Below are 17,617 nucleotides of genomic sequence, written 5' to 3' on the forward strand. Positions count from 1 at the left end.
TTGCAGGTGAGGCCACGTGCAGCCAGGCGAATTATCTTTAGGTTTTAAGTTGCTAAGCTATTGCCATGACTCCCGCACGCCTCGTCTCTAATGACGAATACATCACGCAGCTGGCGCTGAAAGCCGGTCGCGGTGATCAGGCTGCGTTGACGGAGTTCGTGCGACTGACCCAGAAGGACGTGTGGCGTCTGGTCGCACATCTGGGCGGCGTTGATGCCGCGGATGATTTAACGCAGGAGACGTACCTGCGTGTCATGGGGGCACTTCCCCGTTTTGCGGCGCGTTCTTCTGCCCGAACCTGGCTGTTGTCGCTGGCCCGGCGCGTGTGGGTGGATTCGGTCCGCCATGATTCGGCGCGCCCCAAGAAGTCTGCGGTGGAAGTGGAAAATGCTGCCGAGCAGTTTACGACTGGCGAGTCGTGGTCAGAGCTCGCTGACGCCCGCGTGCTGCTGGAGCAGCTGCCGGAGGAACGCCGCGAGGCACTCATTCTGACGCAGGTGCTGGGTTACTCCTACGCGGAGGCCGCGGAAATCGCAGGTTGTCGCGTGGGCACTATTCGCTCCCGTGTCGCCCGTGCGCGCCGCGATTTGGTTGCCGCGCTTGACGACGGCGACAGTGCCAACGGCGACTCCGCAGCTGTTTAGGCCCGCTCCGACCAGAGGACGTAGCTAGCCGTTGTAGGTTGTCTCTCCCGCGAGGCTAACTAACGGTCCAGTTCGATTTTGTAGGTCGAGGCGATATCCGCATGCCCAAGGGCATCACGCATTTCACGCTCCGCGTTTTTCAGGGCAGCTACAACAGCGGGGAGGCTCGCCTGCGGTGGCATTGCCACAGTCACTTCCAAGGTGGGTATTCCATTATCCCGGTAGACCCGTGAATCCGCCTGGTTGATGTGGGCGTTGCGCTCTAGATCGGTGCACACCGCATCGGCAACATCGGCGACCGGCAGCGAAATCTCTCCTAGCTTTTCCTGTGATTCCGATGCGGAAACCGTGCTGAACCGGTGCGATCGCAGATTAGCGACCACCAGGCTGCAGCCGACCACCGCTAGAATCGCTGTGATTACACCGAGGACGGGAACATACCAGCTTTGCTCAGGTATTTTGCCCCAGGATTCCATCCGCCCGGTGTCATGAAGCCACTGTGCAGGAGCGACATCGAAGTAGCTAGCAATCGCCCATGTTGCTACTAGTAGTAACAGCGCTGAGAAGAGGAACAACACGATTCGGTCGAATACGCTTACTGATGTTTTCACTTGTCATCACCTTCGTATCCGCCGTGAGTTCCGGAAGCAAGTGCCGTGCCATTCTGGATTTCTTGGTAGTCAGACTCATGCATCCAAACTGGCAGGTTGCCATCGTCATCGACGCGTACATACCGGCGCGGTGCGGGAAGAAACACCGCGATGAGCTGTCCCAGCCCATAGATTGCAGCGAGGATTCCGACGAGGAGCAACACCCATGACGCGGCTGAGCCCTGTGGGTTGCTGAACCAGTCGAATACCGGCTGTAACCATGAGGTGCCACCTGAGCTATTGGCGCTAATGATTGCTTCTCTACCTGCGACTACGGCCGCTGCAATCATCAACAGACCGGCGAAAACTCCCAGCCCGCGGACCTTTGGTGATTGACGCGGGTCACGTCCCTGGCGAGTTTCGACTGACTCGTCCGAGACCACCGCGGCCGATAACCTCTCAGTCGGCGTCATAGGGTGTCACCTCAATCTTTTTCAGTGGGCGCGGCTCTGGCGTGCTTACCACCACGGTACGTGGCTGTGGCACGGATACCGGGCGCAGCTGCTCCTGTCGCGGTGCGCGAACTTGTTTCAGCCGAGTTGGACGCGGCACTTTAACCGGCCGCAGTAGCGCTGGTCGTGGCGTCTTAACGCTAATTGTGCGTGGCGACGGCACTCGTACCGGACGCAGCTTTGATTGCCGGGGGACACTCACCTGCACCAAGGACGTCGGCTTTGGTGCTGTGACCTTACGCAGCTGTATTGGCCGTGGAGTTGGTGTGCGACGCACCTGTACCGGCTTCGGCGCCGAGGTGCGGGTCACCGGTAACGGCCGTGGCGCAACAACGCGACGGGCCGGTTGCGGCTTCGGTGCCTTAATAGCCACAGCTGGTAGCGGCTTCGGCGGCGTGATGAAGCGCACCGGTTGTGGAGCAGGTGCTGGGACACTGCGTACTCGTTCTGGACGCGGCGGAGTAATGCTGCGTACCGGCTGCGGTGTCACCGGCTGAATGCTACGCACTGACTGCGGCTGCGGTACTGAAATACTGCGCACAGGCTGCGGCGTCGGCACGGCGATGGACCGCACTTCTGGGACCCGCCGCACCTGCGGAGCGGTCACTACCTGCTGGTTCACCCGGACAGGTGTCAACTGCGGGTGATCTGAAAAGTACGCTAAGTCCTGTCGAGTGACACGCACGTGCCCGGGTTCGACACTGTCGATGTCAACATCGACGGTGACATTTTCAAGACCGGCCATATCAGCGAGCCGGGCGGCGACGCTTGAACGAATGCGCACCGCAATTTCCGCTGTCGGCGCCGGCCATGATGCAACGGCGCGAACTGCGACTCGAACTGCACTAACGGCATTGGTCGTGGCAGAACTAGGGGCAATCTCACTATCGATAGAGACAATTGGATAGTCGCGCCCTAGCACACGGGATTGGTCGAGGGTGCCGGGAACCGCGCGCACGGCCATCTCTACGATGCGGCGGATTGCCTTTTCGCTTACGACGGTGGTGCCACGCGTTGCTGGAACGTGGATAGTCACCGTCGGCGGCCTCCTCGGTTGAACTTACGGTTGAGTTCGGGCGCATCGATTTTGCCATCGAGTACCGCACCGGCTGCACCGGCCAGACCTCCGAAGGCAATAACCGCAAGAAAGCCCGTGAAACCACCAATCATTGCGGCGAAGCACAGGACAACGGCAATCGTCGCGAAGGTCTTTGTGTAATTATCGAACATGAAATTCCCCTTTATGCGGGCTTAACTGCCCATTCTGCCCGGCCTCGACGCGCAATAGTTGTTAACTACTGAACGCGTGGCTGCTCCTTGGGCTCGTTAGCAGCCGCGATGGCCTTGCGCTGCTCTTCGCGCTGCTTAGCGGCCTCTTCTTCGCGCTCCTGCGGGGTCTGGTAGTCGGTGTGAACATCGGAAACATCAACATTGACTTCAGTGACCTCGAGGCCGGTCATACGCTCAACGGAGCTAATGACGTTCTGGCGGATAGCCTCTGCCAGCTCGTGGATGGCAACACCGTACTCGGCAATGATGGTGACGTCGACTGCAGCCTGGCGCTCGCCGACCTCAACGGCAATTCCCTGGGACACGTTGGCGCTGCCGCCGGAGACAAACTCACGGACGGAGCCAGCGAAGCGATCCATGCCACCACCAAGGTCATAGACACCGGAGACCTCGCGGGTAGCGATGCCCGCAATCTTGGAGACGACGCTGTCGTCGATAGAAGTGTGGCCGTGGCCGGTTCCCTTATTCGCGGAGTCCGAGCCAGCCTGAGTTGCCGGGGTGTTCTTAGCAGTGTTCTTTGCGTTGTCAGCCATGATGTGCCGTTCCTGTTCTCAGTGTTGTAGACGAAATGTCTGGACAATGCCGATGCTATAGCCGCAACAGGCAACCTGCAGGGCGGCTAGGAGTACATGACTGCGTGAGTGCCCCTCCAGCAGGGATTTCGTTATGAAAGTCTCTTAGAGAACTGGATTACAGACTTGATGTGCTTTTCTTCCCCGGCATCACGGAGAGCTCTGAAATTTCTAGATTATCCCTGCTTGGCGGCAGGATATGACCTCTCATTTCCCGTTCTGACATCACGAACGAACCCCCACGTGCCAGCCGTTTGCTAACAAATTCGACAACTTTGTATAACGAGTGGCAGCTTACAGCGAGATTCCACGTTTCAGCGGAATGTTAATGCCGACCACGGTCAGAACCCGTGCGCGCCGCGATTTGCTTGCCGCGCTTGACGACGGCGACAGTGCCAGCGGCGACTCGGCTGCTGTTCAGGCCCGCTCCCCCGATGGTCGTTGACCTTTCTTCTACCCCATTTTGTCACGCTATCGAGCATGATTTCCAAGTTGAGCGTAGGTTCTGCCTTAACTGATAGTTTTATACATTTCCTTATATTCGCGATACGAAACGGGTATATGAACTGCCCGGTCGCATACGTTCCATCTTTTCCGACGAGATTAGCTTTGTTTTGGGCCACCACCGACCAACTCACTGAGGAGCAGATTTCCCCATGAATAGACCTTCATGGATTTTCACTGTCACTGCCGTTATCACCGCTACAACCGGACTACCGGCCTACGCCGCCACCATTAATCAAGGCGATCCGGTTGTCATCATTCACGCTAATGGACCACAAGCTAGTGTCTGTACGGCTGGCTATGTCGACAAGACCAATTCGCAAATCTACACAGCAGGTCATTGTGGACAAGAGGGAGACACAGTGACGGATGGGACCTTTCAGAAAATTGGAGTTTTCCAACCGTCTCCCACATATGACCATTCACTAGATACGGGGAACGATATTGGAGTTGTCTCGCTTGACGACCCCGCTACTGCAGGTGAGAATTCGTATTCGGGCGACTCAATGCTATCCCCCACAGATGTTCAAACAGGCGAGACTGTCTGCATCTACGGAAACACCACGGGGAAAGTTTCCTGCGGTTTAGCTGCTGATCGAGATGCATACAAAACCGACGACAATGCTCTACAGGTTCAAAACGTACACGCTCAACGCGGCGATTCCGGAGGGCCAGTGTGGGTACCGGATAAAGGCGCTGTCGGTGTTGTATCGACTACCTGGAACATCATCGATGGGAACGGACAGCAGCTTGGTTCCTATATCACCGCTAATTCCCCCTGGTAAGAGGGCTTTATCTACCAGGGCTTCCTGATGGGAGGGAAACGAGCCTACGTCTTTTTACAGCCCAATGGGTTCTGTGCAGTCGCCTGCACAGAACCCATTCCTTGTTATTAGGACTGCTGTCGCCGAGCCCAGAACCAACCGCAGGCTGCGATTACCGAACCAAACAGTGTCCAGAGAAGAACTCCGTTTCCACCGGTCTTTGGCAGCTTACCTGTCCTGGTGTCGGTCACCTGCATGATCATGAGTTCACCGGAGCCTTCGGCCTTGATAAGCGGGCTACTGCCACCTACCACCGAGACGGTGTACTCCTTAGTCTCTTGGTCAATTGAAATTTCAAAAGCTACCGGCTCTGGCAGCAGGCTGAGGCCTGCCGGTGCCATCGTTTCTACAAGGTAGAAAGTGCCAGTTTCAGTGATTTCAATCGACTTCTGATCAGGCGTGATGGTGTAGACCGGTCCTCCACTGAAATCCGGCTGACCACCAGCCGAAGGATAGATATCGAAGGTCGCACCGCCGAGTCCCGGTAGAACCTTGACTCCCTCGCCATCGACATACTCCGCCTTTTCCAAGGTCAGCTTGCCCGGCTTGGTGTCCGGCGCTTCGTAGTTATCGACGACACAGGAGACGGAAGACAGGACCTTATTGGATTCCGACATCTTTACGCGGAAACCGAACTCGCCCACATTTTCCACCTTGAGAGGTGAGGTTTTCCCGTCGCGGGTTTGAGTACACACAGCGTTGAAGTCACCGGTGGAATCCAAAGTGTCCCCGCGACGGAACAGGGTGTAACCCTGCTTCTGCGTTTCGGTCAGAACCAGCGACTGCTCACGCTCGCTTTCAATGTTCCACGATGCCGTACCCTTATCGGATTCGGATCCGGAGGTCACCTTCATCGATTGGTGAACCAACGGGCCATTACCAGAACCGATGACATTGTTATTTGCGGACAGGGTGAACTCCCAACCTGGGGCGCCGTCTTCGAGAACCTTGCCGTTTTCATCGACAATCCTCTTCTTGACCTTCACTACGCCATTACAGCGAGAAGCAAGTTCTTCACCAATTTGCTTCATCTGCGCGGCTAGCTGTGAGTACTGCTCAACTCGGATGGTGTCTCCGGTACCGGAGATATCCTCACCCATAGTCTTTACAGAACGGGTTCCGTAGGTCCACTTGGCCATATCGCTCTTGACATAGTCAGCAGAATATTTCTCCGGCTTTTTCTCCAGAATATCTACTTGACCTCCTTCAACGGCCCATTTGAAGTTGGCAGTGTCATCTTTAGAGCCGATGTACCTCGCCTTATCGGGTGATTTCCAAATTCGGTAATACAAGCCGGGTTCCTGCGGATCATCGCGTCTTTGCCATTCACGAACATCCTTAAGGACATAATCCTCTGTGACTGTGAATCGAGCTCTTTTCTCACCACCAAGTGTCAAATCCACCATGATAGGGACAACTCGGGTTCCAGCTGCCTTGAGCTCATTCGACGCCTTGATTGCATCGTTGAGGGCAGATGCCTGAACAAAACCACCAGCGTTCTTCGGCCGATCAAAGGAAGAAGAAAGAGTCGGCATGCCGTCAGTGATGAAGTACACCACGTCATAATTTCCGGCCGCGACCTGCTTCAGACCGGCTTCCCAGTTAGTAGCGCCACTACCGTTCCAGTTGGAGACAATGTTCTTCGCACGGGAAACGCCTTGATCGGACTGCAGCGAGATATACGGAGGATTCTGACCATACGTTGATCCAGCTCCCGCCTGTGGAGCTCGAGTAGCAAAGTTGTAGATACCGAGCTCGGCGGGTGTTCCGGCCAGCGAATCAATCAAAGCGTTTGCTGCACGCTTCGATTCAGTGAAACCATTTGAATCAGCGAAATTAAGCGATGTCGAAAGGTCAGCCACTACGGCAACGCGCAGACCACAACGCTGTGGCATCGGCGGGTTAGGGACTCGCCCATGGACCCACTTAGCTCCATCTGGTGGCGAGATAATCTCTGGTGGTTTTTGCTCGTCCTTTTTCTCTCCGTAGACATCAAGAGTGACCTTCAAATTCTTGTTCTGCGAGAGATTATTTGTGAAGGTGAAAACCGCATCCTTCGGCACAACGGCAGAGTCGACCGGCTTGCCATCCTTCACCGGCACGACGTCCATAGTGATGAAGCCGTTGCCAATATTGACGTTGCGCTTCTGCAATGTCACACCAGGCTCAATCTGGTCCAGAGTGAGGTTGTACTTCTGCGGATCCAAGAAGCTCGCGTCAGTCTCGATACGCACGGTTGCGTACTTCATGTGAGATTCCTCAGTCACCTTAGCCGTAAAGGCATTGGGGTTCTTCGGATCTACTGGGTCAGCTTTAACTGCAAACTCGTGACCGATGGCATCAAAGTGACGCCCTTCGACAGCTGGTGGCTTAGGGTCTTCGGAAGAATCTGAGCAGTCTTTTACCTCGCCGCTCAGATTGAAGGTCCACTCGGTACGAGCGTTCGGAGCGAGCTTGAACCCTGGCTGTGCCACTGCAGTGACCTTGACCGTCCCCGGCTTATCCTGCTCGTAGACATGGGGGCCAGCCGGCCTCTTCTCTGCGTTGAGGTAGTAATCAACACCCTTAGTGTCCGGGATATTGATGTAAGCCTTCTCCACGCACTCCGGTGCAGTCGCGGGATCGACAAGGGCTGGGTCCGCGGGAGTTACCGTTCCAGGTTCTGGCTCCGGATCCTCCGGCTCGGTAGGCTCAGTCGGATCTGTTGGCTCCGTCGGGTCAGTTGACGGATCTGTTGGCTCACTTGGGTCGGTGGGCTCAGTGGAATCAGCGATAGTGCCACGAAGGGTCAGGGCCACCTCACCAGTCGCTCCTTGAAAATTGTTAAAATACGGGTTCAACTTAATCTTGTCGCCCGCCTTTACCGTTTGATTAAGCCCACTATGCACAATGTCAAATGGAGCCCGCTTCTGGCCCGTAGACGCTAACTGCGATGGAATAGACTTGCCATTAATGGTCAAACTATAGTCCTGCACCCATTCGTTACCATCTATCCGGAATTCGAGGGTGTCAATTGTTGAGTCGCTGTCAACGGTGAACTCGAATTCAGGATTCCCTGGATACGGTCGCGTCTTGATCTTCTTAAACTCGTACTTCGGCGGAGACGTCGGGATGACCTCCGTCTGCGCCTGCGCCTGCGGCGCGTTGGGAGCAAAAGCCTGACCGCTGACAACGAGAGCTACCGCTAGCAAAGCAGCCAAGAACATGCGAAGCGTAGTTCGCATTGAATCCGGCAAGCGGAATGTTGTCGAAAACATTAGTTCTTCCCACTTTCTGAGTTCTTCTTGCTAGCGGCGATGATGACGAATCCTCCGCCGATTAGTGCAGCAGCAACGGCTACCAGACCTGCTACCTGCACACCGGTGAGTGCCAAGGAGCCGGACCCTCCGCTACTTCCCGAGCTTGAGGATGAACCCGACGACCCCGAAGGTGTCGAGGTACCAGGCTCAACAGGTGTCGTAGGGGTAGTCGAAGTCCCCGGTTCACCCGGTGTTGTCGGCGTTGTCGGCGGCGTCTTCGGCGGGGTAGATGTTCCCGGCGTAGTCGGCGGTGTTCCCGGTGGCGTTGTCGGAGGAGTCTTCGGCGGAGTGGTCGGAGGCGTCGACGGTGGTGGTGTCTCCCCCGGCTTATGCGACTTCGCCACAATGACTCCCTCTACCGGAGTGGAGTCATAGTCCGCGCCATAGAAAGGCACCGATACCAAGAAGGGGTTAATCTCCCGGTAACTGTCGTTCGGAGCCGTCGAGGTCACAAGGTAAATACCCTCCGGCAGGTCACTGAATTTAACAGAGCCGTTTTCGTCAGTGACCTGGCTGAAGTGGAGGTCTTTTGGCCACTCGGCAAGCTCAGCCGGGGTGGCGTTTTCCACCTTCTCGCGGTCCTGCTGGCTAGACGGCGAGATTCCCTTGAGGCGCTCCAGATGAATGGTCACGCCAGAAATAGAGCCCGATGCCGACGAATTATCATCGTCAGGATTTCCTGGGCTCAAGGTAATTCGCACAATGTCAGTGCCGCTCGTTGCTGAAACGCCCGGAGCATCCACGCGTCCAACGATCCTGGCCGCGTTGGCGTCATTCGCGCCGATTGCACCCATCACTGCAACCAGAGCGCAGGCAGCTAAGAACGCAGCTATCCGGTTCCAGGTGGATGTCAAATATTTATTCATTGTCGTTTTCCCACCACGAAGTGTTGTTATTATCCTCGGATGCCGATTCGCTGCCGTCAGCGAGTTCATCACTGTCTGCGTCGCCATCAGCAGTCTCGACGTCCGCGTTCTCAGCGTCGTCGTCAAGCTCTTCGTCGGCGTCGAGGCGCTGGCGCCAGAGCCACCACGCAAAGCCCGCGCCAAGCACAAGCACTGTTACGAGCAGGGCATACATCCACCACTGCCATCCAGTTCCGTGCGTTTGGTCGAAGACATTGCTTTCCGACGGATCCATCGGCACTTGGTGCCCACGCACTAGCAGACGATGCGTGTTAATCCCGTAAGGAGTGCAAGTGATGAGGGTGACGTAGTCCTGGCCTTCAATGGGACGAAGATCATCGGTCTCGTGCGGAAGTACAACCTTGATTTGATCAATTTCGTACTTCAGCTTGTGACCTGCGACCTGGATATAGAAGGCGTCTCCCTCTTTTGCTTTCCGCAGGTTATCGAAGAGCGTTACGTTAGTAAGTCCGGTATGACCGGTAATGATGGAGTGGGTTCCAACACCGCCGACTGGAAGATCAGATCCGTATAGGTGTCCGAGCCCCTTGGCGAGCACCTCATTACTGGTGCCGTGGTAAATCGGCAGGTCGGCCTGAATCTCTGGGAAAATCAGACGCGCCATCACGTCGGTAGCGTTTAGCTGATCGAGATAAGCGGCGTACTCGGGGTTGTGGTCATTAATTTCGTTAAGCCACGGGTCCAGGATCGGGCCGGTGGTGTGGCGCTCATTGTAAGAATGAGCGCGTTCCCACTGTTCATCTTTAACTTCTTGGGGTACGGACTTCTCCAGCTTGGCGAACTCTTTGGCCGCCTTAGAGGTGCCGTAGTTATTCAATGCCGTGGAGACAACCGGGTACAGCATCACAAGTAAACCCACAATCACCAGAATTGCGGGGAGAACCATGCTGTTCTTTTTCGCCTGCTCAGGCTGATTAGGCTGCTCAGCTGATGCGTCCCGCGTCAGAGTCGACGCAGAGTGTTTACCCACGGAGGAACTCCCAAGAAGTCAATCAAAAAGGGATGTGGCCTTTCTCTTTCTCACAGGCATGGAGATGCCTGCTGTTGAAAAAGAGCACATCGAAAGGCCGCAACAGTAATTTCAGTGATGCGCAAACTGCAGGAATCGCGTGCGCTGTTGAACGCACGCTATTCCCGCAACACTGGAGCTAAGGCGCTCCAGTGACCGAGCCTCTACTCGGATTTAGTTCTTGGAACCGCGGCGGGCGAACCATGCACCAGCTGCGACGATAGCTGCACCGATAGCAGCCAGGATGCCGACACCGGCACCACCGGTCATCGGCAGGTTCGGGGTGGTGTCGTCGGAGTTAACAACCTCACCCGGGTTAGCGCCGACCTGGACGGATGCCAGCTCGTAAACACGCTCCGGGGCAGTCTGCTTAGCAACCAGCTTGAACTCGAGTGCCTCCGGCAGCAGCTCCTTACCCTTCGGAGCCTTGGTCTCAATCAGGCAGTAGTGGGACTGTTCGCCTTCGACAACCTCAGCGTTGTCTTCGAAGTCGTTGACGTGAAGACCGGTAATCTTGACGATACCGTCCTGGCCAGAGACGAAGGTGGTCTTCACCTCGTCACCCTGCTGGCCGTTAACCGGAGTCCAGGAGTCCTTCTTGGTGGTGTCAATGTCGGAGCACTTCTGGCCAGCAGCCTGGCGGACAATCTGGAACTCGGCACCTTCCAGAGCGTTGCGGTCGCCATCAACCTTCTTGAACTGCACGCCACCCCAGTAGGTCTTGACCTCCGGAGTCTCCTTCGGAGTGCTGTTCTGAGAACCATCCGGGTTGTTCTGGAAGACCAGAGCCTTGTTCGGCGCGATATCGGTAGCTTCCTTGAACTCAGGCTTCAGCGTGGTGGTGATGGTAACGACGACCTTGTCACCCGCGTTAAGGGACTTAGCAGTTTCCTTATTCAGGGCGACGTCGACCTTGTTGCCCTCGAAGAACTTCCCATCAACATCCTGCGTCGGCTGGATCTCCTTGCCAGCGACCGTCACCTTCACGTCGGTGATCTCCAACTTCGAGTCAATCTCGTCAGTGATCTGGAACTGGGTGCGCTCCGTGCCCGGCTTCAGCTGACGAGCAGTACCAGTGACGGTGTAGACCAGGTTTTCATCACCAGCGTTCTGGTCCTTGTCCTTGACGGTCTTGTCCGGCTCTTCGTCCTTGTAGTTCTTCGGGAACGCGTGGACATCGTAGTTCCAGCTAGTGCCCTGGTTATCCCCACCGTTATCCGCGGTCATCGGAACGAAAGCGATGAACGGAACAGCCGGGTCATAGCCTTCCTTCGGGCCGGTCTCAACAACCAGGTAAGCACCGAGAGGCAGTTCCGTGCCAACGTTCCACTTGCCGTCTGGGCCGGTCTTACCGGATGCAACCTCCGACAGGACACCCGCAGGCAGGTCACCCTTGAGAGCTGCGCCCTGAGAGAAGTCAGATGCCTTCAGCTTCGAAGCAGCCAGTAGGCCCTCGTTAGTGGTGACATCGATGTCGGTATTGCCATCTGCAGTCTTGTTGATCCTGTAAACGGTGAAGCCGACACCTTCAAGCTTCTGGCCACCGTTGGCCTCAACATCCTTGATATCAGCCTCGGTACCAGACGGCTGGCCTTCACCAGTCGGGTTACCGAACTTGTGAATGGTGAGCGAGCCCTTGGCGTTCTTATTCACCAGTGGAGAGTCGCCAGCAGCCTGGTTGATGGAGGGATCCTCCTGAGCGATTGCAGCCGGGGCGGAGACACCCATCGACAGACCGACGATGGCAGCGAAAGTTACCGAACGAGCGGTACGGGAGAACTTATTCACGAAAACAGGTCCTTTACAGAAGTCCAAAATGAAGCGACACGCTTCAATACGTCTCGCGATTCACTCCAGACGGCGACACCAACGTTCCCCGACTTGCCAAAACTGAGTTTTTCCTTAAGAAAAAGACCAGTTTGTCTAACCTTTTAAGCTTAAGCGTTATGAACTTTAATGTTTGAATGTCGAAACATTACAGCTCAAGCTCATTGCTCGCTCGGTTAACAGCGCTCAGTGAACCGCTTATAAATAACTTAACCGCTTAAGCATCTGACCGATACCCCAAGGAGAACGGGCCGCGACACCTGGGCATGAAAACCCTTCGCATTCACACTTCGTACTACCTCCGCGATAGCTCTTTGCACTGTTCGCGACGGGCTTTTGCCCATTCACCCAAAAAAGCGTCAAGATTTCCTCGATTTATCCCCCTTCCCCCAATCAGGGCTAACCAGTTGGTTTGTATCAATAGCTTTTACCCCCTACCGCTATCGTCGCAGCGCACGCCGGGCAAATGAGGGCTCATCAACCTTCTCGTATTTGCTGTCACGACAACGTCGTCAAGCGAAAGCAAAAGGACACCCTCAAAAACCAAGTAACGCCCCGCGACCCACCGCCTTGTGCTAGGACCTGTAAAAGCACAGAGACAGTAAGCGACACGGGGCGCGCTGTGGCGTCACAAGAGGCGTTTAGAGAACCGCCCAGTAGTGAACATCGTTGTAGCCGTTGAGCTTGAGGACGTCACCAACCTGATCGACCTTCTTCTTGCCCTCGGGGGTCATACCATCCGGCATGATTTGCACGTCAGCGCTGTGGTCACCGGTGAAGGTGATGTTGACGTAGTCCTTGCCATCGCGATGCTCAAGCTCGAAGACGTAGCGATTGACGGCCAGCTTGCCCGAGTGGAGGAATCCGCCCTTGCCCGGAGCGACAACTGCAGTGTCAGCGGAGGTTGCAGGTGCAGCTACCGCCTGTGCGGCAGTAGCAACCGGAGCGGCAAGCACGAGTGCGCCCACACCCCAGACACCGATTTTCTTCAACATGCTCATAGGTACCTTCCTTATCTTCAGTGTTTCTGCAGGGTTTCTGCAGATTTGATTTGTGTTTTCTGCGACTGTCGGCGCCGCTGTTGTTCGACGGCGTTCAACAGCCGCAGCCAATGAAATTGGTCAATGAATTGAGGCTGCGCCCCAGTGCCCTAGTGCCCTAGCGCACTGGATTAGCGCACTGGAGTGGCCTCGACGATGATGTTGTCGGCGTATCCCAACGTGCCGCCGACGAACTCGCCTCCGCAGGTAATGAGGACCAAGCGGTTCTCACCAACTGCATCGTTGACAGCCTCGGGCATCTGAGCGCCCTTGACCACCTGAATCGGATCGTGACTGACGGTGAAGTCTCGGCTTTCGCCATCTACCTTCACCGTGACAGTGTCACCAGCTTTCAGGTCAGCGAAACGTGCAGCGTAGCCATCGCCCTGGTCCACCTCATTGACGTGACCGGTAATGACGGACGATCCAGCTGCACCTTTCTCACCTGGGATTGCGGAAGCCGAGTACCAGCCAAGGCGCGAAACATCGGTCGGTGGAATCAGAGATCCTTGATCAGTCAGCTGAACGAAATCAATCGGAGCCGACTTACCATCAATGAGCATCTCCATCTCGTGCACAGCTCCCCGAGAACCCTGTGCTGGAGTGGGCAGATTCTCCTGCGCACCATCGAGCGTCGAATCATTGCGATTGATCTGGCCAATCACCAGCAGAGCGATAACGCCGATTAATGCGATAGCGGCGATATACATTCTTGGCTGCTTCCACCAAGGCACGCTTTGTAGGTCTTCGGCTTGGCCGTCGGCCTGGTCTTCATCCTGGCCAAACGGATCAACGTGGCCGAGTGCGCCGGTTTCGGTTTCCGGATCGATGCCGGGCTCGTAACCTGGAGCATTTCCAGGTTCCTTTCCGGTCTCGTCCGAGCCAAACTGATCGGTCATGGAATCTCCTTAGTTGGTGGCTACCGTCGGCAGAGCGTGAGTAGCCAAACCGGTCGGGCCAGACGGAACCGAACTAATTGCACGTCGTTCCGAGTTCGGAGCCAACGGCTTTCCGTGGTTCTTCTGCTTATCCTGGCCAGTGCCTCCGATGATGGTGACGTTGGTGTTGTTCTGCTCCGAGTGCTGATTAATCACAGTGTTCGGGGTGGCAGTGTCGCTGGTCGGTGCGGAGGAATCGTCGTTAGGCGTGCCCTGCTTGCCCTCATCCTTCGGCTGCTCAGATGGCGTGTTCTCTGGGGTCTTGCCGTTCGTGACAGTCTGCTCCGCAGAGTTGATGTCCTTGTGGACAGCAACTTCCTTGCCATTGGCATCGGTCAGAGTCTCGAAGGCAACCTGAGAAGCGCAGTCGCCGTCGGTGATGATGATCGGAACATCAACCGTGCCGGCGGATGCCGTCGGCACAAAGTGCAGGCGGCTCCTAGCGCCAGTGGACTTGCCCGTCTCCTTGCACATCAGCTCACCGGTCAACGTGTACTTCGTGCCCGGCTTCAGGCCAGTGAAGTGCACGGTGTCGATGACGACAGCACCCTTTTCAACCAGAGCCTTGCCGGCAATACCGGCAGTAGTCGTGATGGCTGGGTTGTCCTCAGACTGCGCTGGGGTGCTTGGGTGGTTTGGCTTTTCCGGCTGGGCAGGCTTCGTCGGCTTGGACGGCTTTTCCGGCTGGGCAGGCTTCGTCGGCTTGCTCGGCTTTTCCGGCTGAGCGGGCTTAGTCGGCTTGCTCGGCTTGCTCGGCTTTTCGGACTCGGACTTAGACGGAGTTGTCGTCTCAGACGGCTCTTCCGGCTGTGTCGTCTCCGGCTGCTCGGACGGCTCATCCTCGCTCGGAGTTACCGGAACGGTGGACGTGGTCGGCTCAGTCGAGCTGGTCTCCGGTGCGGTCGTCTCCTCGGACGGAGTTTCGCTTTCCTCAGTCGGGGTGTCTTCCGGCTTCTCCGGAACCTCTCCAGTCACGGTCTGGCTTGCGTCATTGATATCTGCGTGGTCAGCGATCTCATTGACCTGACCAGCGCTTTCCTTACCAGTCGAGTCGACCTCATCAGAGGTCAGGTGCTCGAACACGACAGCCTCAGCAACAGGAGTCTTAACAGAGTCAGACACCTCAAGAGTGACAGTCACAGTACCGCTTGCCGACGTCGGCTTGAACGTCGCCTCGCCATGACCAATCACAGAGCCATCAGCCTTATTAACCAGTTCACCGGAGAGGGTGTAGTTCTTACCAGGCACCAGGCCCTCGAAATGCACGGTGTCGACAACCTTGGCATTAGCCTCAATGCGGTTGCCCTGAAGCTCGGCTACCGTGCGCAGCTCCGGCTCCAGCGGCGTATCAGCGGGTTCGCTCGGCTTAGACGGTTCGGTAGTCTCAGTCGGCTCCGTCGGTTCCGTGGTCTGCGACTCAGTGCTGTCAGTCGGCTCGGTCGGTTCCGTCGGAGCGGCCGGCTTCGTGGACTCGGAGGTGTTAGGAGTAGTCGTCGATGAGCTCGGCTGCTCTTCGCTTTCCGACGTCGTCGGAGTCTCAGACTCACTGGTCTCAGAAGTAGTGGTCTCGCTGGACGACGGCTCCGTTGTCTCCTCGGTCGTCTCCTCGGTTGTCTCTTCGCTCGTCGGGGTCTCTTCGGAGGTCGACGGCTGCTCCGGCTTTTCGCCGTGAACGGTCTGAGCTGCGTCGTTGATGTCCTCGTGGGTAGCGATTTCTACCCGCTGACCATCGGTGTTGTCCTGGCCATCGGCGGTGACCTCTGTCGAGGTCAGCTTTTCAAATGCAACAGCAGCGGTAACCGGCTCATCTACATCATCGGAGACGGTAATCATGACAGCCTGCTCACCCGAAGAGGTCTCCGGAGTGAATTCCACGCTGCCGGTCCCCAAGATGCGATCAGCATTGGTCTTGTCCACCAGGGTGGCGTCCAGGCGGTAGTTCTTACCCGGAACCAGGTCGGTGAACTTCACGATGTCCTTAACCACAGCGCCCGCAACAATCTTGTTGCCGTTCAGGCGAGCCTGAGTGGAGATCGACGGCTTACGCGTGGTCGGCTTCTCCGGCTCGGACGGCTTGGTCGACTCGGACGGGGTCGTGGTCTCCGCAGGCGTGGTCGGAGTAGTCGGCTTTTCCGGTTCGGTTGGCTGCTCCGGTTCGGTTGGCTTTTCTGGCTCGGACGGCTTCGTCGGCTCTGCCGGAACTTCACCGGAAGACGGAGTGACATTGTCAATCACAATGATGTCTTGTTTCTTACCATTGTTGAAAATGTAGCCAGTGCGGTTCGTGCCATCGACAGTGCCCTGACCGACGTTAGCCGGACCAGTGAGGTAGTCGTAGACAGCCTTCGTCGATGGGTTGTGAATGCCCTGGGAGAAGTCAATGCCATCGGAGAAGTGCCACAGAGCGAATTGAGTTGCGTTATTGGCGTCCAGCACTTTCAGACGTCCTTTAACTCCAGCTGCCTTCCCCAGTTCATCCAAACCAACAGCTGGAGAACCGTGGTGCGCAATCCAGTTGAGCTTCCGGTATCGGTCAAAGTCGTTCCGCAGCTTGTTATTGGTATCTGTACTGCGCGAGAACTGACTGAAGTTCTGCACACGACCGGTGTCATAAAGATCACCGGCGACGCTGGCCTCAATGCAGTAACCCATTTTGTGGCTACCAAATGGAGTTGCCGCCTCGTCAAATGCCGCAATGAGTGGCTCAAAATCACGGACATTTCCATTGGCTTCAACACCCTTAACGGTTCCAGGAACACTCAAAATCTTCTGGATTGTCAGGGTTTCGCCAGTGTCTTCTGCATCCTGCGCATGCGCAATTATTGGAGATTTAGCGAAGAAAAGAGCGAGCACAGCCATGAAGCTAAAAAGCGCCAACCAGCGCTTCTCGTTTGTAAAACGACCGAACATGAGCCCTCCCCCTTCCTTCGATTTCAGTGCGTTATACACCTTTCGCTACCTTTCCAGCCTTCAATGAACAATCAATGACCACGCATAAGCGTCTCCAGCCCCCATCACAGGTAGCCCAGTTGACATCGCCTTCTAATTCTCATTTATAGCGTTGGCCGCCCCCGAATATAACAAATACATTTTATGTTTGTTGAGCCATTTAATTGCCACCCCTATTGTCTTTTATTTCAATGTCAATAATTGTTGTTTGCATATTTTTTCTGGGGTGGACATTTGGACACCACACACATGCCGAAGTTCCACCTTTCGCCACGACACCTAGCCATTCAACCCATAAAATCACGATCAACCTGCGCATATGAAGTTTTTTCAATGAATCCCCGCCCATTAATTTGGGTTAGAATGTCTCCCATGTCACGATTTTCATAATTGTGAGTTACGGCACAAATGACACCCCACCCCCACCTAATGAAAATGCAAGCCAATAAATCTCTAAGAGCAAAAATGATGTCTCAAGACTATTTACAAAAGAATCCCCGGACATCATTTAATAAGCCACATAATTGTGTGCTAATTGCGGCTGCATAAATAATCGCCTCTCCGCCCCAACCTCTCCATCCGCGGTTAATAGACAAAAATGGGTCTGATTCACGGCATTCCAACAGATCACGTTATGTAAAACGCGACTGAATAGGGGACTGCAAATGTGAAACTGTGCGAGTTTATGACGCT

General features: G+C 55.8%; 15 protein-coding genes. 3 read left to right on the top strand and 12 right to left on the bottom strand.

All coding sequences use genetic code 11. The features are described from left to right. Positions 1 to 65: 65 nt before the first annotated feature. Positions 66 to 644, top strand: coding sequence for an RNA polymerase sigma factor (locus HMPREF2920_RS04545; protein WP_048731435.1), 579 nt, complete (start codon positions 66 to 68; stop codon positions 642 to 644). 59 nt (positions 645 to 703) lie between these two features. Here HMPREF2920_RS04545 and HMPREF2920_RS04550 read toward each other — a convergent pair whose 3' ends face one another. The 5 genes from HMPREF2920_RS04550 to HMPREF2920_RS04570 all read right to left on the bottom strand — a co-directional run bounded on the left by HMPREF2920_RS04550 (position 704) and on the right by HMPREF2920_RS04570 (position 3,569). Next, the gene (locus HMPREF2920_RS04550) at positions 704 to 1,255 is read right to left on the bottom strand and encodes a hypothetical protein (protein ID WP_038627393.1); all 552 of its coding nucleotides are present in this window, start codon (positions 1,253 to 1,255) and stop codon (positions 704 to 706) included. Further along, positions 1,252 to 1,707, bottom strand: coding sequence for a hypothetical protein (locus HMPREF2920_RS04555; RefSeq protein ID WP_070854041.1), 456 nt, complete (start codon positions 1,705 to 1,707; stop codon positions 1,252 to 1,254). The genes HMPREF2920_RS04550 and HMPREF2920_RS04555 overlap by 4 nt, the downstream gene beginning before the upstream one ends. Continuing rightward, positions 1,694 to 2,782 (bottom strand): Asp23/Gls24 family envelope stress response protein, encoded by a 1,089-nt coding sequence (locus HMPREF2920_RS04560; RefSeq protein ID WP_070854042.1) that lies wholly within the window; start codon positions 2,780 to 2,782, stop codon positions 1,694 to 1,696. Before HMPREF2920_RS04560 ends, HMPREF2920_RS04555 begins: the two co-directional genes overlap by 14 nt. After that, the gene (locus HMPREF2920_RS04565; protein WP_005511694.1) at positions 2,779 to 2,976 is read right to left on the bottom strand and encodes a hypothetical protein; all 198 of its coding nucleotides are present in this window, start codon (positions 2,974 to 2,976) and stop codon (positions 2,779 to 2,781) included. The genes HMPREF2920_RS04560 and HMPREF2920_RS04565 overlap by 4 nt, the downstream gene beginning before the upstream one ends. A 65-nt stretch (positions 2,977 to 3,041) precedes the next feature. Beyond that, the gene (locus HMPREF2920_RS04570) at positions 3,042 to 3,569 is read right to left on the bottom strand and encodes an Asp23/Gls24 family envelope stress response protein (RefSeq protein ID WP_016421902.1); all 528 of its coding nucleotides are present in this window, start codon (positions 3,567 to 3,569) and stop codon (positions 3,042 to 3,044) included. A gap of 325 nt (positions 3,570 to 3,894) precedes the next feature. Between HMPREF2920_RS04570 and HMPREF2920_RS10790 the strand changes: the two genes are divergently transcribed. Then, the gene (locus tag HMPREF2920_RS10790; protein ID WP_168162076.1) at positions 3,895 to 4,053 is read left to right on the top strand and encodes a hypothetical protein; all 159 of its coding nucleotides are present in this window, start codon (positions 3,895 to 3,897) and stop codon (positions 4,051 to 4,053) included. Positions 4,054 to 4,264: 211 nt separating this feature from the next. Continuing rightward, complete coding sequence (locus HMPREF2920_RS10615) at positions 4,265 to 4,897, top strand: trypsin-like serine protease (protein WP_083229193.1); 633 nt, start codon at positions 4,265 to 4,267, stop codon at positions 4,895 to 4,897. Positions 4,898 to 5,004: 107 nt separating this feature from the next. Here the strand turns inward: HMPREF2920_RS10615 and HMPREF2920_RS04575 are convergent, their stop codons facing one another. From HMPREF2920_RS04575 to HMPREF2920_RS11015, 7 genes are all read right to left on the bottom strand, one after another. Next, complete coding sequence (locus HMPREF2920_RS04575; protein WP_141744779.1) at positions 5,005 to 8,193, bottom strand: LPXTG cell wall anchor domain-containing protein; 3,189 nt, start codon at positions 8,191 to 8,193, stop codon at positions 5,005 to 5,007. Then, positions 8,193 to 9,101 carry an isopeptide-forming domain-containing protein gene (locus tag HMPREF2920_RS04580; RefSeq protein WP_070549764.1) on the bottom strand — a complete coding sequence of 303 codons (909 nt, stop codon included), beginning with the start codon at positions 9,099 to 9,101 and terminating at the stop codon, positions 8,193 to 8,195. The genes HMPREF2920_RS04575 and HMPREF2920_RS04580 overlap by 1 nt, the downstream gene beginning before the upstream one ends. Then, complete coding sequence (locus HMPREF2920_RS04585) at positions 9,094 to 10,107, bottom strand: class C sortase (RefSeq protein WP_246819338.1); 1,014 nt, start codon at positions 10,105 to 10,107, stop codon at positions 9,094 to 9,096. The genes HMPREF2920_RS04580 and HMPREF2920_RS04585 overlap by 8 nt, the downstream gene beginning before the upstream one ends. A 237-nt stretch (positions 10,108 to 10,344) precedes the next feature. After that, the gene (locus tag HMPREF2920_RS04590) at positions 10,345 to 11,958 is read right to left on the bottom strand and encodes a SpaH/EbpB family LPXTG-anchored major pilin (RefSeq protein WP_070854043.1); all 1,614 of its coding nucleotides are present in this window, start codon (positions 11,956 to 11,958) and stop codon (positions 10,345 to 10,347) included. Between the two features lie 680 nt (positions 11,959 to 12,638). Further along, a complete protein-coding gene (locus HMPREF2920_RS04595; RefSeq protein ID WP_070429229.1) occupies positions 12,639 to 12,998 on the bottom strand; it encodes a hypothetical protein in 360 nt (119 codons plus the stop codon). Positions 12,999 to 13,168: 170 nt separating this feature from the next. Next, complete coding sequence (locus tag HMPREF2920_RS04600; protein ID WP_070549761.1) at positions 13,169 to 13,936, bottom strand: class F sortase; 768 nt, start codon at positions 13,934 to 13,936, stop codon at positions 13,169 to 13,171. 9 nt (positions 13,937 to 13,945) lie between these two features. Next, on the bottom strand, positions 13,946 to 16,885 hold the full coding sequence (locus HMPREF2920_RS11015) for a VaFE repeat-containing surface-anchored protein (RefSeq protein WP_070854044.1): 2,940 nt from the start codon (positions 16,883 to 16,885) through the stop codon (positions 13,946 to 13,948). Positions 16,886 to 17,617: the final 732 nt, after the last annotated feature.

The organism is Corynebacterium sp. HMSC075F02 (assembly GCF_001838335.1).
Classification (GTDB): Bacteria; Actinomycetota; Actinomycetes; order Mycobacteriales; family Mycobacteriaceae; genus Corynebacterium; species Corynebacterium jeikeium_D.